Origin of the sequence: Corynebacterium tardum (assembly GCF_046717785.1) — a bacterium.
Taxonomy (GTDB): domain Bacteria; phylum Actinomycetota; class Actinomycetes; order Mycobacteriales; family Mycobacteriaceae; genus Corynebacterium.
In genome coordinates, this window is sequence record NZ_CP177104.1 from 1639767 (window position 1) to 1666753 (window position 26987).

The 26987-nt window shown below is 63.2% G+C and carries 25 protein-coding genes; 8 read left to right on the top strand and 17 right to left on the bottom strand.

Features of this window, described 5'->3' with window-relative positions; translation table 11 throughout:
* Positions 1-67: 67 nt before the first annotated feature.
* Positions 68-1384, top strand: a complete 1317-nt coding sequence (locus tag ACLI1P_RS07890; protein ID WP_411708498.1) for a DUF349 domain-containing protein — start codon at positions 68-70, stop codon at positions 1382-1384.
* Positions 1385-2476, top strand: a complete 1092-nt coding sequence (locus ACLI1P_RS07895) for a GNAT family N-acetyltransferase (protein WP_411708499.1) — start codon at positions 1385-1387, stop codon at positions 2474-2476.
* Here the strand turns inward: ACLI1P_RS07895 and ACLI1P_RS07900 are convergent.
* The 5 genes from ACLI1P_RS07900 to recA all read right to left on the bottom strand — a co-directional run bounded on the left by ACLI1P_RS07900 (position 2449) and on the right by recA (position 7592).
* Positions 2449-3537: an alkene reductase gene (locus ACLI1P_RS07900; protein WP_411708500.1), complete on the bottom strand. Its 1089-nt coding sequence runs from the start codon at positions 3535-3537 to the stop codon at positions 2449-2451. The genes ACLI1P_RS07895 and ACLI1P_RS07900 overlap by 28 nt on opposite strands.
* Positions 3538-3565: 28 nt before the next feature.
* On the bottom strand, positions 3566-4207 hold the full coding sequence (locus tag ACLI1P_RS07905; RefSeq protein WP_306506814.1) for a hypothetical protein: 642 nt from the start codon (positions 4205-4207) through the stop codon (positions 3566-3568).
* A gap of 19 nt (positions 4208-4226) precedes the next feature.
* A complete protein-coding gene (gene miaB / locus ACLI1P_RS07910; protein WP_411708501.1) occupies positions 4227-5762 on the bottom strand; it encodes a tRNA (N6-isopentenyl adenosine(37)-C2)-methylthiotransferase MiaB in 1536 nt (511 codons plus the stop codon).
* Between the two features lie 81 nt (positions 5763-5843).
* A complete protein-coding gene (gene recX / locus ACLI1P_RS07915; RefSeq protein WP_411708502.1) occupies positions 5844-6437 on the bottom strand; it encodes a recombination regulator RecX in 594 nt (197 codons plus the stop codon).
* Positions 6438-6449: 12 nt separating this feature from the next.
* A complete protein-coding gene (gene recA, locus ACLI1P_RS07920; RefSeq protein ID WP_296130866.1) occupies positions 6450-7592 on the bottom strand; it encodes a recombinase RecA in 1143 nt (380 codons plus the stop codon).
* Positions 7593-7910: 318 nt separating this feature from the next.
* Here recA and ACLI1P_RS07925 point away from each other — a divergent pair, with 318 nt between their 5' ends.
* The 3 genes from ACLI1P_RS07925 to ACLI1P_RS07935 are packed head-to-tail and all read left to right on the top strand — an operon-like array spanning position 7911 to position 9816.
* Positions 7911-8495, top strand: a complete 585-nt coding sequence (locus tag ACLI1P_RS07925) for a biotin transporter BioY (protein WP_411708503.1) — start codon at positions 7911-7913, stop codon at positions 8493-8495.
* 9 nt (positions 8496-8504) lie between these two features.
* On the top strand, positions 8505-9197 hold the full coding sequence (locus tag ACLI1P_RS07930; RefSeq protein WP_411708504.1) for an energy-coupling factor ABC transporter ATP-binding protein: 693 nt from the start codon (positions 8505-8507) through the stop codon (positions 9195-9197).
* A 4-nt stretch (positions 9198-9201) separates the two neighbouring features.
* Positions 9202-9816, top strand: coding sequence for an energy-coupling factor transporter transmembrane component T family protein (locus ACLI1P_RS07935; RefSeq protein WP_411708505.1), 615 nt, complete (start codon positions 9202-9204; stop codon positions 9814-9816).
* Between the two features lie 9 nt (positions 9817-9825).
* Here the strand turns inward: ACLI1P_RS07935 and ACLI1P_RS07940 are convergent, their stop codons facing one another.
* From ACLI1P_RS07940 to pgsA, 4 genes are all read right to left on the bottom strand, one after another.
* A complete protein-coding gene (locus tag ACLI1P_RS07940) occupies positions 9826-10662 on the bottom strand; it encodes a PspA/IM30 family protein (RefSeq protein ID WP_411708506.1) in 837 nt (278 codons plus the stop codon).
* A 113-nt stretch (positions 10663-10775) separates the two neighbouring features.
* Positions 10776-11111 (bottom strand): helix-turn-helix domain-containing protein, encoded by a 336-nt coding sequence (locus tag ACLI1P_RS07945; protein ID WP_411708507.1) that lies wholly within the window; start codon positions 11109-11111, stop codon positions 10776-10778.
* Between the two features lie 45 nt (positions 11112-11156).
* On the bottom strand, positions 11157-11633 hold the full coding sequence (locus tag ACLI1P_RS07950) for a CinA family protein (RefSeq protein ID WP_411708508.1): 477 nt from the start codon (positions 11631-11633) through the stop codon (positions 11157-11159).
* Positions 11630-12220, bottom strand: a complete 591-nt coding sequence (gene pgsA / locus ACLI1P_RS07955; RefSeq protein ID WP_296130845.1) for a CDP-diacylglycerol--glycerol-3-phosphate 3-phosphatidyltransferase — start codon at positions 12218-12220, stop codon at positions 11630-11632. The genes ACLI1P_RS07950 and pgsA overlap by 4 nt, the downstream gene beginning before the upstream one ends.
* 82 nt (positions 12221-12302) lie before the next feature.
* On the opposite strand from pgsA, the gene ACLI1P_RS07960 reads away from it, so the two are divergent.
* A complete protein-coding gene (locus ACLI1P_RS07960; protein WP_296130842.1) occupies positions 12303-12593 on the top strand; it encodes a YciI family protein in 291 nt (96 codons plus the stop codon).
* A 39-nt stretch (positions 12594-12632) separates the two neighbouring features.
* On the opposite strand, the gene ACLI1P_RS07965 is transcribed toward ACLI1P_RS07960, so the two are convergent.
* The 7 genes from ACLI1P_RS07965 to dapB form a co-directional block, all read right to left on the bottom strand.
* The gene (locus ACLI1P_RS07965; RefSeq protein WP_411708509.1) at positions 12633-13751 is read right to left on the bottom strand and encodes a TerC family protein; all 1119 of its coding nucleotides are present in this window, start codon (positions 13749-13751) and stop codon (positions 12633-12635) included.
* A 213-nt stretch (positions 13752-13964) separates the two neighbouring features.
* Complete coding sequence (locus ACLI1P_RS07970; RefSeq protein WP_411708510.1) at positions 13965-17261, bottom strand: DNA translocase FtsK; 3297 nt, start codon at positions 17259-17261, stop codon at positions 13965-13967.
* 77 nt (positions 17262-17338) lie between these two features.
* The gene (locus tag ACLI1P_RS07975; RefSeq protein ID WP_306506802.1) at positions 17339-17977 is read right to left on the bottom strand and encodes a TIGR03085 family metal-binding protein; all 639 of its coding nucleotides are present in this window, start codon (positions 17975-17977) and stop codon (positions 17339-17341) included.
* A gap of 51 nt (positions 17978-18028) precedes the next feature.
* Positions 18029-20158: a ribonuclease J gene (locus ACLI1P_RS07980; protein WP_411708511.1), complete on the bottom strand. Its 2130-nt coding sequence runs from the start codon at positions 20156-20158 to the stop codon at positions 18029-18031.
* Positions 20159-20160: 2 nt separating this feature from the next.
* Positions 20161-21069 (bottom strand): 4-hydroxy-tetrahydrodipicolinate synthase, encoded by a 909-nt coding sequence (gene dapA / locus ACLI1P_RS07985; protein ID WP_408930627.1) that lies wholly within the window; start codon positions 21067-21069, stop codon positions 20161-20163.
* A gap of 58 nt (positions 21070-21127) precedes the next feature.
* The gene (gene thyX, locus ACLI1P_RS07990; RefSeq protein ID WP_408930628.1) at positions 21128-21877 is read right to left on the bottom strand and encodes an FAD-dependent thymidylate synthase; all 750 of its coding nucleotides are present in this window, start codon (positions 21875-21877) and stop codon (positions 21128-21130) included.
* Positions 21877-22623, bottom strand: a complete 747-nt coding sequence (gene dapB / locus ACLI1P_RS07995; protein WP_306506798.1) for a 4-hydroxy-tetrahydrodipicolinate reductase — start codon at positions 22621-22623, stop codon at positions 21877-21879. Before dapB ends, thyX begins: the two co-directional genes overlap by 1 nt.
* Before the next feature lie 316 nt (positions 22624-22939).
* Between dapB and ACLI1P_RS08000 the strand changes: the two genes are divergently transcribed.
* The gene (locus tag ACLI1P_RS08000) at positions 22940-24205 is read left to right on the top strand and encodes an HNH endonuclease signature motif containing protein (RefSeq protein WP_411708512.1); all 1266 of its coding nucleotides are present in this window, start codon (positions 22940-22942) and stop codon (positions 24203-24205) included.
* A 235-nt stretch (positions 24206-24440) separates the two neighbouring features.
* On the top strand, positions 24441-24608 hold the full coding sequence (locus tag ACLI1P_RS08005) for a VOC family protein (RefSeq protein WP_411709708.1): 168 nt from the start codon (positions 24441-24443) through the stop codon (positions 24606-24608).
* Positions 24609-24688: 80 nt separating this feature from the next.
* Here the strand turns inward: ACLI1P_RS08005 and ACLI1P_RS08010 are convergent, their stop codons facing one another.
* Complete coding sequence (locus ACLI1P_RS08010) at positions 24689-26977, bottom strand: polyribonucleotide nucleotidyltransferase (RefSeq protein WP_411708513.1); 2289 nt, start codon at positions 26975-26977, stop codon at positions 24689-24691.
* Between the last annotated feature and the right edge of the window lie 10 nt (positions 26978-26987).

The window sequence follows — 26987 nt, forward strand, 5'->3', positions numbered from 1 at the left end:
TGTTAGGTGGCATAAGTTTTGGCAGCCGTGTCGCGCGGCGCGAGTGTACTGAAGGTGGTTTCCTCCTATGTCTCCCATCCCTACTCCTGGAGCAATGCCCCGCAAGGGCGCCCGTCCCGGCCCGAAGCCTGCCGCTCCGGCCGCACGCCCCGCTACGACCCCGAAGAATGACCCCGCCAAGTGGGGCCGCGTTGACGCGGACGGTTCCGTGTTCGTGACCGGCCCGGAGGGCGAGCGCAAGATTGGTGAGTGGCAAGCCGGCACCCCAGAGGAAGGCCTGGCGCACTACGGCGCTCGCTACGACGACCTCTCCACTGAGATCGCCCTGCTGGAATCTCGCCTCACCGCACACCCGGGCGAGGCCGAGTCCATCAAGTCCACCGCGCAGGAGCTGCGTGAATCACTGCCCACCCAGGCAGTGATTGGCGATATTGCAGCGCTCGACACCCGCCTGGCCGCCGTCATCGAGCACTCCGTCGAAGCCGGCCAGCAGGCCCAGGCGGACAAGGCCCGCCACCGCGAGGAAGCTATTGCCAAGAAGGAAAAGCTGGCTGCCGAGGCGGAGGAGATTGCCGCCAACTCCACCGAGTGGAAGGCCGCGGGCGATCGCATCCGTGCCATCCTGGAGGAGTGGAAGCAGATCCGCGGCATCGACCGCAAGACGGATGACGCGCTATGGAAGCGCTACTCCCGCGCCCGTGATTCCTTCAACCGCCGCCGCGGCTCTCACTTTGCTGAGCTGGACCGTAACCGCGCCGCCGCGCGCGCCAAGAAGGAAGAGCTGGTGGAGCGCGCCGAGGCCCTCAAGGAGTCCACCGAGTGGGGCGAGACCGCCCGCGCCTACCGCGACCTCATGACGGAGTGGAAGGCTGCTGGCCGCGCGCCGCGCGAGGTGGATGACAAGCTGTGGGCCAAGTTCCGCGCTGCCCAGGATCACTTCTTTAACGCCCGCAACGCTGTCAACGATGAGCGCGACAAGCAGTACGCGAACAACGCCGCGGCGAAGGATGCTCTCATCGCGGAATACGATTCCCAGATTGATCCCTCCACGTCCATCGACATGGCCAAGGCCAAGCTCCGTGAGCTGCAGGAGAAGTGGGAGGAGATCGGATTCGTCCCGCGCAACCAGGTCCGCGAGTATGAGGCTAAGATTTCCGCGCTGGAAAAGCGCGTGAGCGACGCCGAAGACTCTGAGTGGCGCCGCACCGACCCGGAGGCGCAGGCCCGCGTGGCCCAGTTCCAGGCCAAGGTGGATGACTTTAACGCTCAGGCCGAGGCGGCCGAGGCCAAGGGCAACGCCAAGAAGGCCGAAGACCTACGCGCCCAGGCAGCGCAGTGGCAGGAATTCGCGGACGCCGCCGCAGCCGCTGTCAACGACAAGTAGGTGTTCGTCCAGATAGTCGCGCCGTCGCCCGCCGCTGCGGCCACCGCCGAACCAGCGGATTGCCTGCGCAGTTTCGTCTTCGACGCCAACCTGGCCGCCCAGGAGGCCAGCGGTGATCCAGCGGCCAGCAGCTCGCCGCGCCGCGTCCTCCAGCGCCTGCAAGGCTCAACCGAGTCCCGCACGCTGCTCTTCGGGCTGACGGATTCCGCTCTCGGTAAGGCCGGAGAACTAGGCCTCCCCGTCATTTCCGCGGCGGAGCCCAGCCCCGAGATCGACTTCGATGGCTTCATCCACATCTCCCTCCCGCTGTTGGAGGAGACGGACAACGCAGACGTCGAATGCGTTCTCGCCGCTGATTTGTTGCCGCTGCCCGGGGAGGAGCTAGCCCCGGAGGCCCTTGCGGTCACGCGGGCGCTGGCCCGCGAAGCCCTGCGGCTGGCGCGCGAGCTCGGCCGCCGCACCGTCCAGGTAGGAATGCTCTACCCGCCAGACGCGGACTTTCACTACGACCCCATGTCGCAGGCCTACACAGAGCTGGGGTTTACCCGCAAGCACTCCGAGCACCAGATGTACGTGGACATCACCGATACTCCCCCGATCCTCGGCGCACAGGTGTGGCCCGACTACGACATTCCGGAGGAATTCCTGGACGATGTCCTACGGCTCTTGACCTTGGCCTCCACGGATGCCGTTTTCGGTGACCTCAGCGTGGAGCCCATCGTGTGGACCCGGCAGCGCCTCCGCGAGGCGCACGCCCGCCTGCGCTCCCGTCATGCTCACACGTTGCTCGTCGCCATCATTGAGGGCGGCCGCGTGGTGTCGCTCACGGAGCTATCTTGCCACAGCGACGCCGATCCGGAAGTCTGCGAGTGGACACTCACCGTCACCGACCGCGCACACCGCCGACGGGGGCTCGCCACCCGCGCCAAGCAGCACGCCCAGCACGCGGTGGGCCACCACTGGCCGGACGTGCGCCGCGCATATTGCTCCGTCGCGGACGCCGACCCCGCCATGAACGCGCTCTACGCGAGCCTTGGCGCCCACGCTATTTCTGCAAGCAGCGCCTACGAGCTGACGGTGTACGACGGGTAGTCGGTGTAGCCGCGCTCCCCGCCCATGTAGAAGGTGGACTCGTCCGGGGCCGTGACCGGCAGCTCCTCCTGCCAGCGGCGGACCAGATCCGGGTTAGAGATGGCCAGCCGGCCCACGGCCACGGCGTCGCCGTGCTGTACCAATTGCTCGGCCTCCTCGCGCTGGGTGATCTGGCCAAAGCCGGAGTTAAGGATGACCCGGGTGCGCCCATTCGCGCGGGCGTGAGCACTCAGCTCAGAAATCAGCTCGCCGGTAGGCTCCGCGTTGAGGAAGGACACATAGGCCAGGCCAAGGTCGGCGGTGGCGCGGAGCAGGCCGCCGTAAGTGGCGAGCACATCCGCGGCATCGGTCTCCGCAATGCCCTGGATGTTGTTCTGCGGGGACAGGCGCAGCGCTACGCGGTCCGCGCCGATCTCTTCGGCCGCTGCGCGCACGACCTCCTCCACGAGGCGGTAGCGGTTCTCCGGAGATCCGCCGTAGCCATCCTCGCGGTGATTAGAGCTCGGGGACAGGAACTGGTGCAGCAGGTAGCCGTTAGCGCCGTGAATCTCCACGCCGTCCATGCCGGCGTCGACGGCGTTGCGGGCCGCCTGGCGGAACTCATCAACGATGCGCGGCAGCTCCTCAGCCTCGAGGGCACGGGGAACCGGGCACTCCTTGCGGGATTCGAAATCACGCACCGCCGTGCCGGAGGCTAGCGCCGACGGAGCCACCGGCTGCTCTCCCTCAAGCAAGCTAGCGTGGGACAAGCGCCCGCCGTTCATCACCTGCATGAAGATGCGCCCGCCGGCCGCATGAACGGAGTCGGCCACGCGGCGCCAGCCGGCGACCTGTTCCGCGGTTTCAATACCGGTCTGGCCCGGGAAGGCGCGGCTTGTCACCGCTGGGAAGACGCCCTCGGTCACGATGAGTCCCAAGGAGGCGCGCTGCGTGTAGTACGTCGTGTGCAAGTCCGTGGGGACACCGTCGCGGCCGGCGCGTGAACGCGTCAACGGTGCCATCGTCACGCGGTTCGGCAGGGTCAGTCGTCCCAGTTCAAGTGAGTCAAATAGTGATGCCATGCCCACCACAACACGGCGTAGCGGACGCTTATTCCGCGCCGTGCTGCCGGCGGTAGCGGGCGGCGGCTTGGGAGCGGCGGTCGTCGACCAGCAGCGGGTTCTGCTCCGCCGGCAGGTCCGTGGCGGCTTCGGTCTGCAGCAGTCCCACGTGATCGAGCTTGCCGGAGGTCTCGCGCACGCGCTCCGCGGCCGCAAGCTGCTCCGGGCTACGGCGCAGGGCCACGTTGCAGTACGCCACAAACGCCAGCAACGTGGACAGCGCGCCGACATACATCCCGATGGACGCGCCGTCGGCCGAGCTCCCGCGGAACCAGAAGCCCCACAGGTTGATGAAGAAGGAGATGGTCACCAGCATCCAGGCAACCAGTGCCAAGGATGTCCGCCGCACGAGGAGAGTGACCGTGGTCAGCACGCCCACACCGAGCAACGCGAACCACGCGCTCACGGTCTCCATGATGGAAATTCGCACGCCTTCGGAGGTCTCCGTCAGCGCGAGGGCTTCCCAGCCGTGCGCTGCGCCCGCGTACGGCAACAGCAGGTAGGCCACATAGGCGACAACGGAAGCGATCAGAAGGTAGCGGAAGTTGCCCAACTCTATGCGCTGGGCCGCGCGGCGCTCGGCCACTACGGCATCATGGGCGGATTGGGCGGCCTGGATATCCTCACTCATGTTCTCGGAGCCTACTCCCCTAGCACCCGCAGGCGTCAGCGGACGCGGCAGGAGCGCTGGGCTTGCCGACGCCCGGCAGGCCCAAGCCCACGCCAATCGGTGCGGTGGTGGGGACCTGGCCGGCAGCGGACATGTCACCGGCCTTGGTGCGACGATGCTCGGTCACGCCCGCATCAGCCACGAGGAAGAAGGAACCCGAATCCGTCACCGTGGTGTGGACGACGTCGCCGGGGCGGATGTCTCCGGAGATGTCCTTGCCCTCTGCATCGACGGGCGCGAAGTGCACCAAGCGGCCGTCGCGAGCACGGCCGGACATGCGGTGCGTCTCGTCGTTCTTGCGGCCGCCCTCAGCCTGCACCAGCAGCTCAACATCGGTGCCGACCAGCTTGGCGTTTTCCTCAGCCTGGATGGAATCCTGCAGCGCGACGAGTCGCTCGAAGCGTTCCTGCACCACTTCCTTGGGGATCTGGTTGTCCATCTCTGCCGCGGGAGTGCCGGGGCGCGGCGAGTACTGGAACGTAAATGCGGAGGCGAAGCGGGCGCGGCGCACCACATCCAGGGTGGCCTCGAAGTCCTCCTCCGTCTCCCCCGGGAAGCCCACGATGATGTCGGTGGTGATTGCCGCATGCGGCATCTTTTCGCGCACCTCGTCGAGGATGCCGAAGAACTTCTTCGTGCGGTAGGAGCGGCGCATGTCCTTGAGCACCTTGTCGGAGCCCGACTGCAGCGGCATGTGCAGCTGCGGGCAGACCGACGGGGTTTCCGCCATCGCATCAATGACGTCAGAGGTGAACTCAGCCGGGTGCGGGGAGGTAAAGCGCAGGCGCTCAAGTCCCTCGATCTTGCCTACTTCACGCAGGAGCTTGGAGAAGGCAAAGCGGTCTCGCGGCAAGTCGGGGTCAGCGAAGTTGACTCCGTAGGCGTTGACGTTCTGGCCCAGCAGGGTCACCTCGGTCACGCCTTGGTCCACCAGTGCCTGGACCTCCGCCAGGATGTCACCCGGGCGGCGGTCCTCCTCCTTGCCACGCAGGGACGGGACAATACAGAACGTGCAGGTGTTATTGCAGCCCACGGACACCGAGACCCAGCCAGCGTAGGCGGACTCGCGCTTGGCGGGCAGCACAGAGGGGAAGGCCTCGAGAGCATCCACGATCTCCACCTGGGCCTCGTCGTTGTGGCGGGCGCGCTCGAGCAAAGTCGGCAGCGCGGCCATGTTGTGGGTACCGAAGACGGCATCGACCCACGGCGCGTGATCGAGGACAGTGTCCTTGTCCTTCTGCGCCAGGCATCCGCCCACCGCGATCTGCATGCCCGGGTGATTTTCCTTGGTCTTCTTGAGCGCGCCGAGCGTGCCGTAGAGGCGCTTATCAGCGTTCTCACGCACCGCGCAGGTGTTGAAGACGACGAGGTCCGGCTCCACGTCTGCGGGGGCGGCGGTGTAGCCGGCTTCTTCGAGCAATCCGGAGATACGCTCGGAATCGTGCACGTTCATCTGGCAGCCGAAGGTACGCACCTCGTAGGTGCGGGGCTGGTTTTCAGTTACAGGGGTGCTCACGTCGGGTCATTTTAACGGCCCACTCCCGCTACTCATAATGCGTCAGCAGCCCTGGATAGGCGCGCTTGACCCAGGGATTGCCTAGGACAGCTCCGCTATGCGCGCATCGAGCGCCTCGATGGATACCCGCATGGTCAGGCCCTGGTTGTAGCCGCGGTGCGCCAGGGTGCCCACGATGCGCCGCAGGAACTTATCCCGCTCGTGGCGGTCCGCGGGGACCTTCTTCAGCGTCCGGGCCTTCTTCGCCGCGATCTGACGCGCGATGGTCTCTTCCGAATCCTCGGTCACTTGCTCCAGGGCCGCAGCGCGATCCTCGGCAGCAACTCCCTTCTCTTTGAGCTCCAGGTTGAGGGCCCGCGCGGACTTACCGCGCCGCACGTGGCGCTGGCGAACCCACTCGCGCGCGAAAGATTCATCGTCGATAAGCCCCACGCCCGCGAGGTCATCGAGGACCGCCTCGACAACGTCGGGTTCAAACTCGGCTGCGACGAGCCGGTCGTGCAGCTCCTTTCGGGAGCGGGCCCGCTGATCCAGCAGGCCCAGCGCGCGGGAGCGCACCGCGGCCTTGGCTTCCTCTGCTTCGGTATCGATGAGGCTGCCGCCCGCGTTCCCCGATTCATACTCTTCGAGGGCGTGGCGCAAGCGCTCAATCTTGTCCGGTGAGGGTTGAACCATCAGTAAGGCAGATTAGTCGTCGTCGAAATCGACGTTGGGGACCAGATCCACAGACTCATCCGTGAGCGGATCGTCTGCGCCCGGCACATCCATGGCCACGTCTTCGCCGGCCTCAGCCGCAGCCGCGCCGACGCCCAGCTTGACGAAGATCTTCTTCTCAATCTCATCCGCCAGGTCCGGATTGTCCTTGAGGAAGTGACGCGCCTTCTCCTTGCCCTGGCCCAGCTGGTCGCCCTCATAGGTGAACCACGAGCCCGACTTCTTAATAAAGCCGTTCTCCACACCCAGGTCAATGATGGAGGACTCGCGGGAAATGCCCTCGCCATACATAATGTCGAACTCCGCGATCTTGAACGGCGGGGATACCTTGTTCTTGACCACCTTGAGCTTGGTGCGGTTACCAATGGCGTCCTGACCGTCCTTGAGCGTCTGGATACGGCGAATATCGCAGCGCACGGAAGCGTAGAACTTGAGGGCCTTACCACCGGTGGTGGTCTCCGGGGAACCGAACATCACGCCGATCTTCTCGCGCAGCTGGTTAATAAAGATGGCGGTAGTGCCGGAGTTGTACAGCGCGCCGGTCATCTTTCGCAGCGCCTGGGACATCAGGCGGGCTTGGAGGCCCACGTGGCTGTCACCCATCTCGCCCTCGATTTCCGCCTTCGGCGTCAGGGCTGCCACCGAGTCAATGACGATGATGTCGATGGCGCCGGAACGCACCAACATGTCCGCAATCTCGAGAGCCTGCTCACCGGTATCCGGCTGGGACACCAGAAGATTGTCGGTGTCCACGCCCAACAGACGGGCGTATTCCGGGTCAAGCGCGTGCTCGGCGTCAATGAACGCGGCAATGCCGCCGGTCTTCTGCGCTGAGGCTATTGCATGGAGGGCCACGGTGGTCTTACCGGAGGACTCCGGACCGTAAATCTCCACGATGCGTCCGCGCGGGAAGCCGCCCACGCCCAAGGCAATGTCAATCGCCGTGTTTCCGGAAGAGATGGCCTGGATTGGCGGGCGATCGTCATCTCCCAGGCGCATCACAGCACCTTTACCAAAATCCTTCTCAATCATCGACATTGCGGCGTCGAGCGCCTTCTGGCGGTCATCGCCCTTTCCGGCCTTGCTGGCCGCCGAGGACTTCTTCTTCGTAGCCATGTAATCCTTTACCTCGTCGTGGTTACTTGTCGTTGTTAATCGCTAATTTCTGTGCAGTGTTTAGCCTTTAGACTGCGGCTGCAGCCGCTAGGTTCCCGGCTCATTCCCGAACCACGAACACACCCTAGCGCGCCCGCCGGACTCTCCTCACACAATACACACACAGGTGTTCGATTATCCACTTTCACCCTGGTGTGTCGAACAAGCTCACTCCCGCCACCCAGTTGAGGGTATTCCAGGCAAGAAAACGCCAAGCTTGAACACCGTTCAAAATCCCGTATTTGCTGGCACGTTGCAATGCTAGATAAACTTCGGCCCATGAAAAAGAACTCTGTCGCAAGCGACATCGCCTACGTCGCGGTATTCACGGCCCTCATCATCGTCTTCGCCTTCGTGTCCATCCCCACCCCGACCGCGGGCGTGCCCATTGTCCTCCAGAACGCCGTCATCATCCTCGCCGGACTCGTACTGGGCGGGCGACGTGGTTTCTTCGTCGGACTGCTCTTCCTCGCACTGGGCCTAGTCGGCATGCCCATCCTGGCCGGCGGACGCAGCGCCCTCGGCGCCATTGCCGGCCCCACCGTGGGCTACTTGGTGGGCTACATCATCGCCCCCGCCATCGCGGGACTCATCGCCTACCGCGCCCCGCGTGCCAAGGGCGGAATGATTGCCACTCTGGCCGTCGCTGGCGTCGTGGGCTTGGCCATCCAGTACTTCTGCGGCAGCATCGGCCTCATGGTGCGCTCCGACATGTCCTTCATCGTCGCTATCGCCGCGCAGGGCCCGTTCCTCATCCCGGATCTGATCAAGGTTGCCGTCATGGTGGCCGTAGCCGTCGGCGTACACACCGCCTTCCCTGACCTCATGGGGCGCCACGCTAGCTCCACCCAACAACACGCTTAGGCCATCGTCGTGCCACGGATTGACTTCAACAATGTCTCTGTCTCCTTCGACGACAAGCAGGTTCTCACTAATATTTCGCTGACGCTTTCAGAGCAGCGCATCGGCATCATCGGTGCCAATGGTGGCGGCAAGTCCACGCTGGTTCGCCTCATCAACGGCCTGGGTGAGCCCACGGAAGGTGAGGTGCTGGTGGACTCGGTGGACGTCGCCAAGCACGGCAAAGAGGTGCGCCGCAAGGTGGGCTTTGTCTTTTCCGATGCAGAGAACCAAATTGTCATGCCGAATGTGCGGGATGACGTGGACTTTTCCCTGCGTCGGCTCAAGCTTCCCAAGGCGGAGCGCGCAGCTCGCGTCGACGCCGCCCTTGAGCGCTTTGGCTTAAACTCGCTGGCCGAGCAGTCACCGCACACCCTCTCCGGCGGGCAAAAGCAGTTGCTAGCACTTGCCGCAGTCTTGGTCATGCAGCCGACCGTCATCATTGCGGACGAGCCCACCACGCTGCTTGACCTGCGCAATCGCGACCGCATTCGGCGGGAATTCGCCTGCTTGGAGCAGCAGCTCATCGTGGTGACCCACGATCTGGATTTCCTCTCCGACTTCGACCGCGTGCTGTGCATCGACAACCACCGCGTTGCCGCCGACGGCGCTCCTGAAGACGTCATCCCCTTCTACACCGACCTCATGGCCTCCCGCCCGCTCTAGCATCATGCCCAAGAACATCCCCCTCGGCTTCTACGTGGACGCCGATACCGTGATTCACCGCCTCCCCGCGGCGCTCAAGTTTGTCGCACTGATCGCCTTCATCCTGGTGACCTCGCTGGCGGTGCACACCATACCCTGGGCAGGGCTGTGCCTGGCCCTAGTCTTTGCGCTCTACCCCATCGCGCGGATCCCCTTCCGCGTCGCGGTGGGACAGCTTGCGCCGCCGCTCTACCTCCTGATTGCCCTCGCTGCCTTCCAGTGGTGGCAAAAGGGCTTCGTGGACGCCGCCGTCATGTTTCTCACGGTCTACGCGGCAGTTGCCGCGGCCATTCTCTTGACGCTGACAACGCAGGTTTCTGAGATGATGGATTCCTTTGACCGGGCGCTGGCCCCGCTCGCCCGGTTCAGCGTGCCCGTGGAGAACATTACGCTGGCGATGTCTTTGACCATTCGCCTGCTCCCCCTCATGCTCAACACCGCCCTCGAGGTACTTGACGCACGAAAAGCCCGGGGTGCCACGGCCTCACTCACGGCCTTTGGCACCCCGGTAGTTATTCGTTCCATCCGCCGCGCCCGCGCCATGGGCGAAGCGCTGCAGGCGCGTGGTGTCGGCGACTAGCGCTGGTTTCTACTCCCCGCGCAGCTCGCGCAGGCGGGCCTGCACGGCGTCATCCTGAGCATTGGACTGGGAAGCCGACGAGTTGCCGCCGATGGCCTGCTGGGAGTTGCCCTCCACCGACTTCGGGCTATTCATCTCCGCACGGATCTGCTCCAGGCGGGAGTGACCAGCCAGTTGCACGCCAGCCTGCTCGATCTCCTGCATGCGGTTCGACACCGAATTCTCCGCCAGCTCCGCCTGACCCAGAGCGTTGGAGTAGCGGCGCTCAATCTTGTCACGCACCGCGTCCAGGGACGGCGTGTTGCCGCTAGCGGTGAGCTCATTCATGGAATTCAGCGACTCGGAGACCTTCTCCTGCATCTTGGCCTGCTCCAGCTGCGACAGCAGCTTGGAGCGCTCGTTGACCTTCTCACGCAACGCCATGCCGTTGCGCTCCACGGCCTTCTTGGCCTGCTCGGCCTGCTGGAGGGCCTGGTCGTGCAGCTTCTTGGTGTCCTCCACAGACTGTTCAGCGGTGACCAGCTGGGCGGCGAAGGCCTCTGCGGCGTTTTCGTACTCGGTGGCCTTCTGCACGTCGCCCTCCGCGCGAGCCTTATCCGCCAGGTTCAGCGCGTTGCGGGTGTTCTGCTGCAGCTTTTCAATCTCGCTCAGGCGGCGGTTGAGCTGCATCTCCAGCTGGCGCTGGTTGCCAATGACAGCCGCGGCCTGCTGCGACAGCTCCTGGTGCTGACGCTGCGCATCCTGGATCGCCTGCTCAATCTGAACCTTGGGGTCCGCGTTCTCCTCAATCTTGGAATCGAAGAGAGCCATAAAGTACTTCCAGGCCTTTACGAATGGGTTCGCCATGACAGAAGGTGCCTTTCTCAGCAGTCAATAGTGTTTCGAGAGTTGTTCTACCCACCCAATAGTAGCGAAGAGGGTGGGTAAGCGTTGCGGTACGGAACCGGCGCGCGGCCTGTCTAGAGCTCCGAGGCCGCGGGTGCCGTGGAGGCTAGTTCCTCGTCCATAGAGGGCAGTGCCATGTAGCCAGCTGCCTCAATGAGAACGTCGGAGACGGTGACGTCTAGGGCGTGGCACACGGAGGCGAGCAGCTCAGAGGACACCTCCTTGCGTCCGCGCTCCAGCTCAGAGAGGTAGCCCGGGGACACGCGGGCCACACCGGCGAGCTCGCGTAGCGTCACGCCCTTGTCTGCGCGAAACGCGCGGAGGGTAAGTCCCAGCGCCTCACGCAGCAGGGGTTCGGGCGCTTTCGGTGCTCGGGTGGGCTTATCAAGAAGTGCAACTGAAGTGTTCATCACCCCGTACAACGGCTCAGCGAAAGCGTTTGTTCCCGCGGCGCCCTAATTTTCTGCAAGAGTTGATAGCAGAAGGCTCAAGGCCGCGTCCGCTGCTGCCTCGCGGATGGCGTTGCGCTCGCCGCCCTCGAGCTGCACCAACACGCCGCGCTGGCCCGCACCCCTACGGCACACCCCCACGTAGACCGTTCCCGCCGGCTTTCCCTCCTGCAGGTCGGGCCCCGCCACGCCGGTAAGCCCAATCCCCCAGTCAGCATCAGTCTCCGCACACGCGGCCACGGCCATCTCAGTTGCCGTCTCGGCTGATACCACGCCTTGGTTCTCCAGCACCTCCACGCTCGTGTGCAGAAAGTGCGCCTTGACCTCCGTCGCGTACGTCACCAAGCCGCCACGCAGCACCGCAGAAGCACCCGGAATGCTCGCCACCGTGGCTGCCGCCAGGCCGGCAGTAAGTGACTCACAGAACGCCACCGTTTCCCCACGCTCACGAAGCACGGTGACGACGCGCGCTGCGGTACTCACTGGTTTTCCTTCCGCCCATCAACGAGATACTGCACGCCGGTGACCACCGTGACTACGACGGCGGCGAGCATGACGATGCGGCTCGGGATATCCATCCACTCCGGCAGCGGGCACAAGTACAGCGCCACGGCCAACGTCTGCAGAGCAGTCTTCAGCTTTCCGCCCTTGGACGCCGGCACCACCTTGCCCTGACGCAGCAGGACGAAGCGCCAGATGGTGATGCCAAACTCGCGGAACAAAATGACCACGGTGATCCACACCGGCAACGCGCCGATGATGTTGAGGCTCACGAACGCCGCGGTCATCAAGGCCTTGTCGGCGATGGGGTCGGCGATCTTGCCAAAATCCGTAATCAACCCGCGCGCGCGAGCAATGTCGCCGTCGAGCTTATCCGTGAGCATCAGCAGCGCGAAGCAGCCGAAAGCCCACCAGTCGTGGCCGGCGAGGACCAGCCACACAAACAAAGGAATAAATAGGATCCGCAGGCCGGTCAAGATATTGGGCAGATTCCAGTTCGACACCGCCGGATCGACGTCCGCATGTGGTGCCTGGTTCTGCGCAGCCTGAGAATCATTCACGTTCTTCATCCTACCGTGGTCACTTTCCTCGCTACCTTCGGCCTCCCCCAATCCGGCCCGCTCGAACCACGCACTGATTACAGTGAGGAACATGAAGTATTTCGCAGTCTCGTACGAGTACAACCCGTCCAATCCCGTCATCGCCCAGGTGCGCCCGAAGCACCGCGAATTCATCACATCCCTCCTGAAGAAGGGACAGATTTGCGGCTCGGGCCCCTATACGGATTCCAAGGGCGGGGCGCTCATCGTCCTGCAGTTCGAGGACGAGTCCACCGAGGTTGCACAGGTCATTGAGCTCATGGACCAGGATCCCTTCTACGCCGAGGGGGCCGTCACCGGCCGCGCCTTCCGCGAGTGGAATCCCGTCATCAACTCCTTCTAGCCCTTCCAGCCCTCTCCAGCAGGCGCCGGCGCGGGCACGCTACGGCAACTGTGCCTCCGGCAGCTCCTCGGCCTTGCCCACGAGCTCTCCCTTCTTGTTGCGCACAATCTTGTTGCCAAAGTCGTCCCAGTCGTAGTGGTTGTGGGAGATGGACACCCCGCCCTGGGACTCGTCGCGCTTGTCCTTCCACAGCGACAGCAGCACGGTAATGACCAGCACTCCCACGATCACCAGCAGTGACGTGATGGTGGAGATTTCCGGAATGGAGCTCACGTCCTCGCCCCCGTTGATGAACGGCAGGTTGTTCTCGTGCAGAGCATGGAAGAGCAGCTTGACGCCAATAAAGAGCAGGATGATCCCCAAGCCGTACGGCAGGTACACCAGGCGGTCCAGCAGCCCGTCGATGAGGAAGAACATCTGGCGCAGGCCCATCAGCGCGAAGGCGTTCGTCGAGAACACCAGGAACGGCTCCGAGGTGACGCCGTAGATGGCCGGGATGGAGTCGAAGGCAAACATGACGTCGATCAGCCCGATGGCTGCCAGCGCCACAAACAGCGGGGTGAGGGCGAACTTACCCTTCTTCTTCCCAGACTCCTCGCGGTGGGTCAGCTTGTCCCCGTGGTAGCGCGGGGTGACGTGAACGACCTTGCGCAGCCACTTGATGATGAGCATGTCATTGGGGTCGGTTTCCGGGGCATCATTGATCTCATCAATGAGCAGCTTCACCGCGGTGTAGATGAGGAAGATGGCGAAGAGGTAGAACACGTCCGACCACGCCGCGATGATGGCTGCGCCGAGCATGATGAAGATCAGGCGGAAGACCAGCGCCAGCACAATACCGATGAGCAGCACCTTCTGTTGGTATTTCCGTGGGATCTTGAACGACGCCATGATGAGCGAGAAGACGAACAGGTTATCCACACTCAGCGCCTGCTCGGTGACCCAACCGGTGTAGAACTGCATGGCGTGCTCGTGATCCCAGAGCACCCACACCACCCCGCCAAAGATGAGGGCGATCACCATGTAGAAAATGGTCCAGCCCGCGGACTCCTTGATGGTGGGCTCATGCGGGGAGCGGACGTGGCTATAGAAATCGAAAATGAAAAAGCCCAGTACCACCACGATGGTGATGGCCCAGACCCAGACAGGTACATGCATGGTGCACTATCCCTCCGGTCGGCGTGACAACTAAGACCGGAGGTCTCCCCCGCTAGCACTGACCTACAGCTGACACTGTTGACACTGTTGACACTGTGCTAGCCGACGCGACCGGGAACTGCCGTTTCGCAGTAGCCGTGTTGACGATCGGCGCCGAGAACTGGGGTACTCCCCTCCAAGACTCGTCCTATCCTACACGGAAGCCCGTGGAGGCTAGAACGCGCCTGCAGAGGGGTTGTCATTTACCTGTACGGTGCGGGTATCGCCCTCGGCGGAGGAATCGGGCTCCTCCGCGTCCTGGATTTCCTTCGGTGCTTCGGCCGGGTCCGCGCCCTTGATCATCCAGATGATGGTGTCGAGTTCCTCCGGCTTAACCAGAACCTCGCGCGCCTTGGAGCCCTCCGACGGGCCAACAACACCGCGGGATTCCATGAGGTCCATAAGGCGTCCCGCCTTGGCAAAGCCGATGCGCAGCTTGCGTTGGAGCATCGACGTCGAGCCCAGCTGGGAGGTGACCACCAAGTCGACGGCCTCGAGGAGGTCGTCCATGTCCTTGCCAATCTCCTCGTCGATCTCCTTCTTGGCCTCGGAGGACTTGTCGTCCGTGACACCCTCGGTGTAGTTCGGGGTGCCCTGGGCCTTCGCGGCGTCGACAACCGCCTGCACCTCTTCGTCGGAGACGAACGCGCCCTGCATACGCACCGGGCGGCCACCCTGCGGGATGAAGAGGCCGTCGCCCATGCCGATGAGCTTCTCGGCACCGCCCTGGTCCAGGATGACGCGGGAGTCCGTCAGCGAGGAGGTCGCGAACGCCAGGCGGGACGGCACGTTGGTCTTGATGAGACCGGTGACAACGTCGACAGACGGGCGCTGCGTTGCCAGCACCAGGTGGATACCTGCGGCACGCGCCTTCTGGGTGATACGGACGATCGAGTCCTCGATCTCCTTCGGCGCGGTCATCATGAGGTCAGCCAGCTCGTCGACGACACACACGATGTACGGGTACGGCCGCATCTCTCGCTGGGAACCAGCCGGGGCCTGGTACTCGCCGGTGCGCACCTTGCGGTTGAAGTCCTCGATCTTGCGCACGCGGGCAGCCTGCATGTCCATGTAGCGCTGCTCCATCTCCTCCACCAGCCACTGCAGTGCGGCAGCAGCCTTCTTCGGCTGCGTAATGATCGGAGTGATGAGGTGCGGGATGCCCTCGTACGGCGTGAGCTCCACCATCTTCGGATCCACCAGGATAAGCCGCACGTCCTCCGGGGTAGCACGCGTCAGAAGAGACACAAGCATGGAGTTGACGAACGCCGACTTACCGGAACCAGTTGCACCGGCCACGAGCAGGTGCGGCATCTTCTTCACGGAGAAGGACGTGTACTGGCCCTCAATGTCCTTGCCCAAGCCGATAAGCATCGGGTCGTGGTCCGCGCGCAGTGCCGGGGAATCCAGAACGTCGCGCAGGCGCACCATCTCACGGTCAGCATTGGGTACCTCAATACCGACGGCGGACTTGCCCGGAATGGGCGTCAGAAGGCGCAGGTTATCCGTGGCCACGGCGTATGCCAGGTTGGACTGGAGGTTGGTAATCTTCGACACCTTCACGCCCGGGCCCAGCTCAATCTCGTAACGCGTGACTGTCGGGCCACGGCTGAAGCCGGTGACCTGGGCATTGACCTTGAATTCCTCGAAGACCTCGGTAATGGCCTCGATAATGCGGTCGTTGGCTTCGGTGCGGGCCATGGCGGGCTTGCCAGCAGTCAGCAGGTCCGTCGTCGGCACGTCGTAGCCGCCACCCATGGCGGTGTCTTCCGCACCGCTGGGAGTAGGCGCAACCTCCGGCGCCGCTTCCTCGGCTGGCTCCTCTACCTTCCCGCCCGTCGTGGCGTCCCGCCCGGAGCGCTGCTGGAAGAGCCGCACGGCCTCGGCGTGAGCGGCGGAGACAGCATCCCCCGCCACGTCAGCCGCCGTCTCGGTCGCCTTGGCTGCTCCGGCAGTCTGGGCAGCCACCGCAGCGCTTTCCGACGCCGCCGCAGCACCCAACGCCGCACCCGCGGCACCTCCAACGGCGGAACGCTTGGCCGGCTTCGGTGCCGGCTTCGCGGGCTTGGCCGGCTCCGGCTCGATGACCTGAGTCGGCTCCGGTTCAGCGCTCACGGCCGGGAACTCATCGGTATCCCCAATGTCCTTGGCCGCGGGACGAGCCGGCGGGCGACCATACTGTACCGGTTCCTGAGGCTCCTCCTGCGGCTGCTCCGGCTGCTCCGGCTGCTCGACCTGTTGGGACACAGGCTGTGCTGCCGAATCGAAGGATACCGTCGCATTCGGGTCCGGCTGCGGTGCCGGGCGCGGGCGGCTTCGACGCGGCGCCTGGTAAGCGGGTCGCGCCGGACGTGCGGGGCGGACGGGGCGCTCGCGGCCTTCCGCAATGGCGTCGATGTCATCGGTGACATGACCGTAGTCATCATCCACCAGCTCGTCATCGAAAGGTTCTTCGCGGCGACGGTCCAGCAGGCCCGCCACTTGGGCAGCCACAAAATCGTATGCTTCGCGCAGCGTGATTCCCGTGATGTTCAACGCCCCGTAGACAATGAGCAGGAACAACAGCGGAACGGCCACGTAGCTAGAGAATGCGGCAACCAGCAATTCACCAATGCCAAAGCCAATGGCGCCACCGGCTTCGCCGGCCGCGTTATCCTTCCAGGTCAGGTCCGGCAGGCCGGCAAAGATGTGGATCAGGGAGAGCATGCACACGATGATCAACGCGGTACCGCCGGCGACGCGGGACTTGAAATGTCCCGCCGGGCCAGACAGATCCATCATGAGGGCAATAGCTACCGCCACCAGCGCGATAGGCAACACGTAGGCGCCGGCACCAATCACGTAGCGCACGGCATTGGTGAGGTATTCACCAATAACTCCGGCAACCTGGAACCAGGTCGCGCACGCCAGAACAATGGCCACACCGATGAGCACGAGGGCCACCGCGTCCGGGTTGGACACGCGAATGCTCTTCTCCCCGCTCTCTTCACGGCGCGAGATCACCGTCGTCGGGACGTCATCCTCCACGATGTCCTGAGCGCGCGTTACCTTGCTTCGTTTCGCGTTCTTCTTTGCGCCATTCTTCGACCCCTTGGCCGAACCCGTGTGCTTGTCACCCCGCGCAGAAATTTCCCCTGGCTCCCTAATCTCGTCGTAATCCTCGTACTCGTCGTACCCATAAGAATCATAGGTGCTGCCGTAGACATCCTCGTCCCGGCTCCCGTCCGCAGCTGGCTTGAGGCCGTTTATGCCATGCCCCACTCCGCGCGCGATAGTGCCCACCCCCTTCGCGGTAGCGCCGAATGCACTACCCAAGACTCGCCCGACGGGACGAAAGGCGCTGCCGGTCCTCTCCTGGGAGGTCTCGGCAGCGCGAGTGGCGGACGTCAGCGAATAGCTCGAACGACCTGATGGGCGTGAACGATCACGGCCACGGCCGGACGCGCGAGACGGGGCATTTTTGACAGACATGTCTGTCACTCTAGTAGCTAAAACACCACTAACAACATAAGCAACACGTGTGTGGCGGAGATTTTAGCGAGTTCAGCCTACAGGCTTGACCTATGGATCGCGGAGGCGTCGCCCTCAATCTCTACATGGGCCGCATCGCGCCCAAAGGCCCAGAGCAGAAGCTCCGGAACGGAGCCCCGCACGCGCACCACAGCATCGCCCTTCTTTGCCACGCCGTTCTTATCCGCTGTAACTAGGGGCTGAAATCCGGCAGGCTCTAGGACCACCGACATCGTGGACTTCGCCAGCATCCCCGGCGCCATCCGCTTGAGCTGGGTGTGTAGTTGCTCGATCACCACCTGCGAGAAGTCCCTTCCCTCCGTACGGCCATTGGCGCGGCGAATGTCTTCGTGGTGCACAAAGTGCTCGGCGCCATTAAGCAGGGAGTCAACATAGCGGAACGGGTTGATCTTCCCCGCTCCCCTGCCCCACGCGTCAACAAGATCATCGAAGTCACGCTCAAGTACCTGGGCGGTTACCTCGTCTAGGTGCGAGGCCAGCGGCGAGAGAAACAGTCCCGCAGCTGCATCTAGACGGTTCTCGCGCACCCACAGGTGGGCGGCAAGGTCTTTGGTAGACCAGCCTTCGCACAACGTGGGGGCGTCGGGGCCAAGCTCATGAAATAGCGCAACCATCTTGGCGCGCTCAGCAGATGAAAACGACATGCACCCCAGCATACCTACGGGCGGCAGGAACGCTGGGGTGCTGTGCGCTGGGGCGCTTAACGCTTAGAGGGACTCGCGGGCGGATTCCACTTCGTCGTCGTCAAGCTCGAGCGTGTCCGAATTCGTCGGCACAATGGTCGGCAGAATCACCGGCTCACGCTTGTACTTGGAGTCCATGAGCTTGGACACCTTGCGGCGGATCTTCTGGACCATGCGGTAGGTATCGTTCTCACCCTCCGCTGCCAAGTCGTTCATGGTGTTTTCCACCAGCTCCGCCACCTCGGGCACAATGCCGCGGTCGTCGTCCGAGAAGCCCGTGGTCGACACCGCCGGGTGCTCCAGTAGACGGGAGGTGCGGTTGTCGATGACACAGGTAATGGATACCACGCCGCCGGCACCCAGGTTGGTGCGGTCAGCCAGCGTATCTGCATCGACATCACCCATGGACACACCGTCGACGTACAGGTTGCCCACCGGAATCTGGCCGACAACCTCGGCGCGGTTGTTGCGAAGGTCAACCACGACACCGTTCTGCGCCAGGACCACGCGGTCACGGGCCACGCCCGTGGAGATTGCGAGTTCCTTGTTGGCGCGCAGGTGGCGCCACTCGCCGTGGACCGGCATGGCGTTCTTCGGACGGGCCGCGTTGTACAGGAACAGCAGCTCGCCGCCGTAGCCGTGACCGGAAGCGTGAACCTTGGCTTCCTTGTTCGTCACCACCTCAGCACCGATCTGGGACAGCATGTTGATAACACCGTAGACGGCCTCTTCATTGCCCGGAATGAGCGAGGAGGAGAAAACGATCAGGTCGCCATCGCGGACAGTGATCTGGCGGTGCTCGTGGCGCGCCATGCGGGACAGGGCGGCCATCGGCTCACCCTGCGTACCCGTGGTGATGAGCATGACCTTGTGCGGCGCCATCTTGGCCGCCTCATCGATCGGGATGATGGTACCGCGCGGAACCTTGAGGAAGCCCATCTTCTCGGCGATCTCCATGTTGCGCATCATGGAGCGGCCATTGAAGGCCACCTTGCGTCCGGCGTCCACGGCGGCGTCGATAGCCGCCTGCACGCGGTAGACGTTGGAGGCGAAGGAGGCGATGATAACGCGCTGCTTCGCGCCGGAGACGAGGCGACGGAAGGTGGCGGGAATGTCACCCTCGGAGGCAGAAACGCCCGGAATGTTCGCGTTCGTAGAGTCACAGAGCATGAGATCCACGCCCTCGTCACCGTAGCGAGACAGGGCCGGCAGGTCCGTCGGGCGGTTGTCCAGCGGGGTCTGATCCAGCTTGATGTCACCGGTGTGGATGATGTTGCCAGCCGGGGTACCCAGCATGATGCCCAGCGCGTCCGGAACGGAGTGGTTCACTGCCCAGAAGCGGCAACGGAACGGGCCGTAGTTGACGTCCGACTTTTCGTTGACCTCAACGAACTTCGGCTTCTGGCGGTGCTCCTTACACTTCGCAGCGATGAGCGCAATGGTGAAGCGGGAGGCCACGATCGGGATGTCCGGGCGCAGCTTGAGCAGCCACGGGATAGCACCGATGTGATCCTCGTGCGCGTGCGTGACCACGAGGGCCTTGACCTTGTGGATCTTCTTCTCGATCGGACCAAAGTCCGGCAGGATGAGGTCTACGCCCGGCTCACCCGAGGACGGGAAGAGCACGCCACAGTCGATGATCAGGAGATCATCCTGGTACTCAAAGACGGTCATGTTTCGGCCGATCTCCGAGATGCCGCCGAGGGCGTAGATGCGCAGGGCATCCTTCGGCTGCTTCGGCGGCTCCGGCAGGCGCTTGGTCAGATCCGCACCCTGCATCGACTTCGGCACGTTGCGGCGACCGCGATTGTTGTTGCGGTTGCGGCCGTTGTTCTTGCCACCATTGTTGCCGTTATTAACGTTGTGGCCGTTGCCATTGTTGCCGCCATTGCCACCGCGGCCGCGACCACGGCCGCCGCGGGAACCGCGGGAGCGGGAACGACGGTTATTGTTGTTGCCGTCGTTACGAGATTCATTGCGGGATTCGTTGCGGGACTCACCGTTGGAATCGTTGCGCGAATCCTTGCCGGATCCTTCCGAGGCACTCGGTGCTTGGAAAACCGGCGAAGCCGCCTCATTCGAGGCGGTCTCAGTCTCCGCAGGCGGACCCGCCTTTCGGGTCACCTTGCGGGAACGGTTACGGGGTTCAGTCATTCTTAAAGGACTCCAGCCTTCTCCATATCGTGGCGGAGAGCCTCGACCTCGTCCGCGTTGGCCGCGGACACAGGGAGGCGAGGTTCTCCTACTTCCATGCCCTGCAGAGGCAGGGCAGCCTTAACAAGAGCTACTCCACCCAGGCGGCCTTGCGCCTGGATGAGAGGGGTTAAAGTTTTCGCGTTGATCTCTCGTGCGCGGGCAATATCGCCCTCGTCAAAAGCAACGTAGAGATCAGCCAGGGCACGCGGCGCAAGGTGGCCCACCACAGAAATGACGCCGGACGCGCCGAGGGAAAGCCACGGCAGGTTCAGTCCATCATCTCCGGAGTACCACGCCAGGCCGGTCTCCTGGATTAGGGGTGCGGCCGCGGTCAGATCGCCCTTGGCGTCCTTCACGGCCTGGATGTTCGGCACTTCCGCAAGGCGAAGAAGCGTCTCCGTCTCAATCGGAATGCCCGAGCGGCCAGGGATGTCGTAGAGACAAATAGGTAGGTCTACGGCGTCAGCCACGGCGGTGAAGTGCGCGTACACACCAGCCTGCGAGGGCTTGGAGTAGTACGGGGTAACAACCAAGAGGCTATCCGCACCTGCGTCAGCGAAGGCACGTGCTGCCTCGATGCTGCTGGCGGTGTTGTTGGTTCCAGCGCCGGCACACAGCCGCGCGCGGTCCCCTACCTCTTCCTTCACAGCCGCAAACAGCGTCAGTTTTTCATCCAGCGACGTGGTCGGTGACTCACCCGTGGTTCCTGCCAGGATGAGGGAATCGATGCCGTTGTCTACAAGATGAGCCGCGAGGCGGCGACCCGTGTCCACGTCCAGCGCGCCATCCCGGTCAAACGGGGTGACCATGGCTACGCCGACGCGTCCGAAGATATCGACACCTGTCTGTGCTGTCATACCTGTGCTCATAGGCGTCAAGATTACCCGCTTTGCCCCTTCTTGGCCGCATCGGGGGCCTGCGCGCGTCTTAAGCGTAGGGACTAGAGGCCATCTCGGTGCCGTCGGCGAGGGTGGAGATATGGAAATCGTCGAAAAGCACCGGCGATTTCTGCCGCAACAGCTTCAGACAGGTCACCGCCAACTCCCGCATCTCCGTATCCGCCTGCTCCGTGGCGCGCGCGCCGATGAAGTGACGCCACGCGCGATAGTTACCGGTGACGACAATGCGAGATTCGGTGAGGTTCGGCAACACGGCGCGGGCGGCCTGGCGCGCCTGCTTCTTGCGCAGCAGCGCGTTCGGTTCCTCCTCCAGCTTCGACTCCAGCGCATTGAGCAGTTCCTCGTAGACAAAGCGGGCGTCGTCGGCCGCCTGCAGTGTCAGCCGCGTAAGCTGCTCGTCTTCTGCGATAAGCTTCGGCAACACCACTTCCGTCTCCTCCGGATGCACGAAGCGCTGCGACAGCTGCGAGAAGGAAAAGTGGCGGTGCCGCACCAGCTCGTGGGTAGCCGAACGCGACAGACCCCGGATGTAGAGCGTGGCCGTGGCGTGCTCCAGCAGCGCATCGTGGCCGACCTCCAGAATATGGTGCAGGTAGGCCTGGTTCGACGCCGTGCGGGGGTTGGGCTTATCGAAGGACTCGTAGCAGGCACGTCCAGCGAACTCCACGAGTGCCTCGCTTGCCGACGCCCCCGGGTCCACCTCCCACTCAACCCCCTGCGGCGCGTGAAACTCCGTGGCGGCAATGAGCTGGACGTCAAGCTCTGTAACCTTTGCCATTACAGCCCCAGGTACTTCTCAAGACCCACGGTAAGCCCAGGGTGAGACTCGATGGCTCGCACACCCATGAGCACGCCCGGGGTAAAGGAGGAGCGATCGTAGGAATCCTGGCGGATGGTCAGGGACTGACCCTGGGTGCCGAAAATTACTTCTTCGTGCGCCACCATGCCCTGCATGCGCACGGCATGCACGTGGACGCCGTCGACATCCGCGCCGCGCGCGCCGTCGAGCGACTGTTCCGTCTTATCCGGCATCGGCCCAACGCCTGCTTCCTTGCGTGCGTTCGCAATGCCTTGTGCGGTGTGAACTGCGGTGCCCGACGGCGCATCGAGCTTGTTCGGGTGGTGGAACTCCACCACTTCAGCGGAATCAAAGTACTGTGCTGCCTGCGCCGCAAACACCATGGTCAGGACCGCGGAAATGGCAAAGTTGGGGGCAATAAGGACGTGCCCGGCTCCGTCCTGCTTCGTCCACTCCTCCACCTGCGCCAAGCGCTCATCATCAAAGCCAGTGGTGCCCACGACCGCGTGAATGCCGTGAGCGATGCAGAACTCGAGGTTTCCCATCACGGAGGCCGGCTGCGTAAAGTCGACGGCCACCTGAGCGCCTGCTTCAACAAGCTTCTCCAGCGGCGTTTCGCGGTCGATCTCAGCAACCAGCTCTAGGTCCTCTGCAGCGTTGACACCTTCGACGATTGCCTGGCCCACGCGGCCCTTAGCGCCGAGGACGCCTACCTTGATAGTCATTCACAATCCCTTCACTCGCTGACATGCGGTTAACTCCGCCCAGTCTATCCCCGTCTGCGCAATGAGCTCTGACAGGGGCGTCGCGGAATAGATTCTCTTTCCCACCCAACCTAGCTACCCCCGCCGTTTTCACCGCGTCTGCTGTAAAATCCCAGCTCGCCCATACTCGAACATGCTGCCTAAAGTGGTGGTTGACACCCCCACCGCAATCGCTTTGTGAAACTGATAGTGCTTACGGTATGGACCTACAGTGGTGTTTGGGCTAGGATTCTAATTAGAACATTTCTTCTACATATAATCTTTCCCGGGGGACTCCATGAGTACCACAACCGTACTTCCACCAGCCTTCTTCGCCATCTCCAATCCTGAGAACCCGCACGCAGCCGCCCGCGCTATCGCACGCAAAGCCACCTTTGCCGCCTGGGAAGCTGCTACGCCCACCCTTGAAGCAGACATAGACACCACAGCCGTGTCCCTCGCCACTGCCTGGTCCTTAGCCGAAGGACACATCAAGGCCGGGCTGCGGGCACTTCTTCGCCTCGATAGCCTCCCCAAAGTCAAAGCGCTACAAGCCGAGTACTGCTTGCTAGATATCGAATCACTGATCGCCATCGATCAGCCGATGTCCGCGCTTGCCGCCCCTTCGCCGGCCACACTTGACCTCATCGACAGCATGCTGGCGGACTACTTCTCCCCCACCAAGCCCAACCAAGTCTTTCCCAACCGCAGCCAAATACGCCGCAAAGTACGCGACCTCTGCAAGTCCCTGGATGACAGCATTGCGTACCGTGACACGCGGCCCAAAGACACCTACTCCTTTTCCAGCAACGGCACCCAAGCCTGGCTTGAGCTGGGGTTCGACGAGGACACTGGCATTAAGCTCGATGCGTTCATCAGGAAGACCGCGTCCCAGCACGGGCTGTCTATCACCGATGCGATCAAGAAGCTTCTCAGCGGGGAGATTTCTCCTCCCGCCACCGTCATTCTCAACACATATCGCGCCTGCGACGTAGACAATGCCCCTACCTACATTGACGGTTTCGGCTGGCGCCAAGCACCGCTTCCTCACGACAAGGTCCGGGATCTCACCACTCCTAGTGCGGAGAGCGACAACTACCGGCCGGGAGTTCCGATGCGTAAAGAGGTAGAAGGCCGCGATGGGTCGTGCCGGGCCGGTGGCTGCACCGAGCCTGCCGTAAGCTCACAGCTCGACCACCGCCACAACTACTCCGAGGGCGGGGCTACCCACCCCAGCAACCTGGCTTGCTTGTGTCAAAAGCACCACAACATGAAGACCGACGGTACTCTCCACTACCTACTCGACCCCTACACTGGGGATGTCATCTGGTTGTTTGAGGATGGGACGTGGTGCATGACCGTGGCTGAAGGCCCGCTGTCGCCGAAGGAAAAGCGCTGGGCACAGACTGTGGGGCAACACGTCACTGCGACGCGTAAGCGGGTTCGCGAAGAAGCCCAAAAGCTCAAGCAAGAGCTTGATGACTACAACGCCGAGCAGAAGGCAAAGGCTGAGGCTGAAGCCAAAGCCTCACAGGACGACGACACCGACGACATTCCGTTCTAAGAATCAGGTTCAACCTAAATGTCGTCGTATAAAACGACGGCAGAAAGAAAGTCGAACCAGAAAGGAGGTCTACACATTCCGGCCGCGGTGATTACGATCGCGCACATGCAGGTCTTTATTGCGTCAGTTTTCGTCGATGACGTCGCCCATGGCGACTTCCGGTGGCTGACCGTCACCAACGCCGAAGGCGCACCCAGCGGCCAAGGACTATACGGCGGCGCTCAAAGCCGACGGTATTCCCGCAACCCAGTTCTTCTCGGAGGATGTGGAGAAGGAGTACGCCGAGCTCAGCGCGAAGGGCGTGCGCTTTACTATGGACCCGACCGACGTCGGCCCCTCCATCATCGCCGTATTCGATGACACGGTAGGTAACCTGATTCAGCTGGTCCAGCTCAAGCGATAGTTAGACCACGGTCATACCAAACACAAAAGGGCCCTGCTCCCCAGCGAAAAAGGCTGGGATGCAGGGCCCTTCTGCGAGACCTAGTCCTCTTCGACCGGCACCAGGGAGATCTTGCCGCGGTTATCGATGTCCGCGATTTCCACCTGGATCTTGTCGCCGACGTTGACGACGTCCTCGACCTTCTCGATACGCTCGTCGCCACCCAGCTTGGAGATGTGGACGAGGCCATCGCGGCCCGGGGTCAGGGAGACGAAGGCGCCGAAGGCTACGGTCTTGACCACGGTGCCCAGGAAGCGCTCGCCCACCTTCGGCAGCTGCGGGTTGGCAATGCTGTTGACGCGCTCGATGGCGGCCTCAGCGGCCTCGCCGGTAGCGGCGGACACGTACACGGTGCCGTCCTCCTCGATGGAGACATCAGCGCCGGTTTCCTCGGTGATGGTGTTGATGGTCTTGCCCTTCGGGCCGATGAGCTCACCAATCTTGTTGACCGGGATGGTCACGGAGGTGATGCGTGGGGCAAGGCCGGACATCTCGTCCGGGCCCTCGATGACCTCAGCCATGGTCTCCAGGATGGCGGCGCGTGCGTCGCGGGCCTGCTCCAAGGCGTCGGCAAGCACGTGCGAAGGAATGCCATCCAGCTTGGTGTCCAGCTGCAGGGCGGTGATGAACTCGGAGGTACCGGCGACCTTGAAGTCCATATCGCCGAATGCGTCCTCGGCGCCGAGGATATCGGTCAACGCCACGAACTTCTCCTTGCCCTTGACCTCGCCGGAGACCAGACCCATGGCGATGCCCGCCACCGGCGCCTTCAGCGGGACACCGGCGTTGTAGAGGGACAAGGTGGAGGCGCAAACAGAGCCCATGGAAGTCGAGCCGTTGGAGCCCAGGGCCTCGGAGACCTGACGGATGGCGTACGGGAAGTCTTCGCGGGACGGAATAACCGGCAGCAGGGCACGCTCAGCCAGCGCACCGTGGCCGATCTCGCGGCGCTTCGGGGAGCCCACGCGGCCGGTCTCACCGGTGGAGTACGGCGGGAAGTTGTAGTGGTGCATGTAGCGCTTCGACTCCACCGGGGTCAGGGAGTCGATCTGCTGCTCCATCTTGAGCATGTCCAGGGTGGTTACACCCAGGATCTGGGTCTCGCCGCGCTCGAACAGGGAGGAGCCGTGGGCGCGCGGAATGAGGTCCACCTCCACACCCAAGTCGCGGATGTCGGTCACGCCGCGGCCGTCGATGCGGAAGCCCTCGGTGAGGATCTTGGTGCGGACGATGGCCTTCATCAGGGCGTTGAAGGCGTTGCGGATCTGCTTGGAGGCGTCAGCCTCCTCGAGGTCATCGAACTCGTCGAGGAGATCGGCTTCCACCTGCTCCATGTACTCGTTCGTGGCGTCGTCGCGGTCCTGCTTGCCCGGGATGGTCAGCAGCTTCTCCAGCTTCTTGGATGCTGCCTTCTCGACAGCCTCGTACACATCGTCGCTGTACGCCGGGAAGAGCGGGAACTCCTGGGTCTCCTTGGCGGCGCGCTCCGCCAGGCCAGCCTGGGCCTCGCACAGGGTCTTGATGAAGGGCTTCGCTGCCTCCAGGCCTTCGGCCACGGTGGACTCCTGCGGAGCCGGAGCGCCTTCCTTGATGCGCTCGGCCACGTTCACGCCGGCGCCTGCCTCCACCATCATGATGGCGACATCGTCCTTGCGGCCCTTCTTGACAATGCGGCCAGCCACCACCATCTCGAAAAGGGCACGCTCGTGCTGCTCGCTGTTCGGGAAGGCCACCCACTGGCCCTCCGGGTGCTTGTCATCGGCGATGAGCGCCATGCGCACGCCACCGACCGGGCCGGAGACCGGCAGGCCGGACAGCTGGGTGGAGGCAGAGGCGCCGTTAATGGCCACGACGTCGTAGTACTCCTCCGGGTCCATTGACAGTACGGTCACGACGACCTGGACCTCGTTGCGCAGGCCTTTGACAAAGGTCGGGCGCAGGGGGCGGTCAATGAGGCGGCAGGCCAGGATGGCCTCGGTGGAGGGACGACCCTCGCGGCGGAAAAAGGAACCCGGGATCTTGCCCGCGGCGTACATGCGCTCCTCCACGTCCACGGTCAGCGGGAAGAAGTCGAATCCCTCGCGCGGCTGGTTGGACGCGGTGGTGGTGGACAGGAGCATGGTGTCCTCATCCAGGTAGGTGGTCACGGAGCCACCGGCCTGGCGGGCGAGCTGGCCCGTTTCGAAGCGAATGGTACGGGTACCAAAATCGCCATTGTCCAGGGTGGCGATGGCCTCGGTGATACCGAAATCATCGTCGATAGCGAACTCGACGTTGTGCTGTGCAGCGTTCTTCGGGTTCTTAACGTTCTTAGCGTTTCGTGCGCTCATCTACGTGACT

Coding starts and splice junctions, on each gene's coding strand:
- ACLI1P_RS07890 (WP_411708498.1), top strand. CDS start 68: ATGTCTCCCATCCCTACTCCTGGAGCAATGCCCCGCAAGGGCGCCCGT.
- ACLI1P_RS07900 (WP_411708500.1), bottom strand. CDS start 3,537: ATGGCATCACTATTTGACTCACTTGAACTGGGACGACTGACCCTGCCG.
- ACLI1P_RS07905 (WP_306506814.1), bottom strand. CDS start 4,207: ATGAGTGAGGATATCCAGGCCGCCCAATCCGCCCATGATGCCGTAGTG.
- recX (WP_411708502.1), bottom strand. CDS start 6,437: ATGGTTCAACCCTCACCGGACAAGATTGAGCGCTTGCGCCACGCCCTC.
- recA (WP_296130866.1), bottom strand. CDS start 7,592: ATGGCTACGAAGAAGAAGTCCTCGGCGGCCAGCAAGGCCGGAAAGGGC.
- ACLI1P_RS07925 (WP_411708503.1), top strand. CDS start 7,911: ATGAAAAAGAACTCTGTCGCAAGCGACATCGCCTACGTCGCGGTATTC.
- ACLI1P_RS07935 (WP_411708505.1), top strand. CDS start 9,202: ATGCCCAAGAACATCCCCCTCGGCTTCTACGTGGACGCCGATACCGTG.
- ACLI1P_RS07940 (WP_411708506.1), bottom strand. CDS start 10,662: ATGGCGAACCCATTCGTAAAGGCCTGGAAGTACTTTATGGCTCTCTTC.
- ACLI1P_RS07945 (WP_411708507.1), bottom strand. CDS start 11,111: ATGAACACTTCAGTTGCACTTCTTGATAAGCCCACCCGAGCACCGAAA.
- pgsA (WP_296130845.1), bottom strand. CDS start 12,220: ATGAAGAACGTGAATGATTCTCAGGCTGCGCAGAACCAGGCACCACAT.
- ACLI1P_RS07960 (WP_296130842.1), top strand. CDS start 12,303: ATGAAGTATTTCGCAGTCTCGTACGAGTACAACCCGTCCAATCCCGTC.
- ACLI1P_RS07965 (WP_411708509.1), bottom strand. CDS start 13,751: ATGCATGTACCTGTCTGGGTCTGGGCCATCACCATCGTGGTGGTACTG.
- ACLI1P_RS07970 (WP_411708510.1), bottom strand. CDS start 17,261: ATGTCTGTCAAAAATGCCCCGTCTCGCGCGTCCGGCCGTGGCCGTGAT.
- ACLI1P_RS07975 (WP_306506802.1), bottom strand. CDS start 17,977: ATGCTGGGGTGCATGTCGTTTTCATCTGCTGAGCGCGCCAAGATGGTT.
- ACLI1P_RS07980 (WP_411708511.1), bottom strand. CDS start 20,158: ATGACTGAACCCCGTAACCGTTCCCGCAAGGTGACCCGAAAGGCGGGT.
- dapA (WP_408930627.1), bottom strand. CDS start 21,069: ATGAGCACAGGTATGACAGCACAGACAGGTGTCGATATCTTCGGACGC.
- thyX (WP_408930628.1), bottom strand. CDS start 21,877: ATGGCAAAGGTTACAGAGCTTGACGTCCAGCTCATTGCCGCCACGGAG.
- dapB (WP_306506798.1), bottom strand. CDS start 22,623: ATGACTATCAAGGTAGGCGTCCTCGGCGCTAAGGGCCGCGTGGGCCAG.
- ACLI1P_RS08000 (WP_411708512.1), top strand. CDS start 22,940: ATGAGTACCACAACCGTACTTCCACCAGCCTTCTTCGCCATCTCCAAT.
- ACLI1P_RS08010 (WP_411708513.1), bottom strand. CDS start 26,977: ATGAGCGCACGAAACGCTAAGAACGTTAAGAACCCGAAGAACGCTGCA.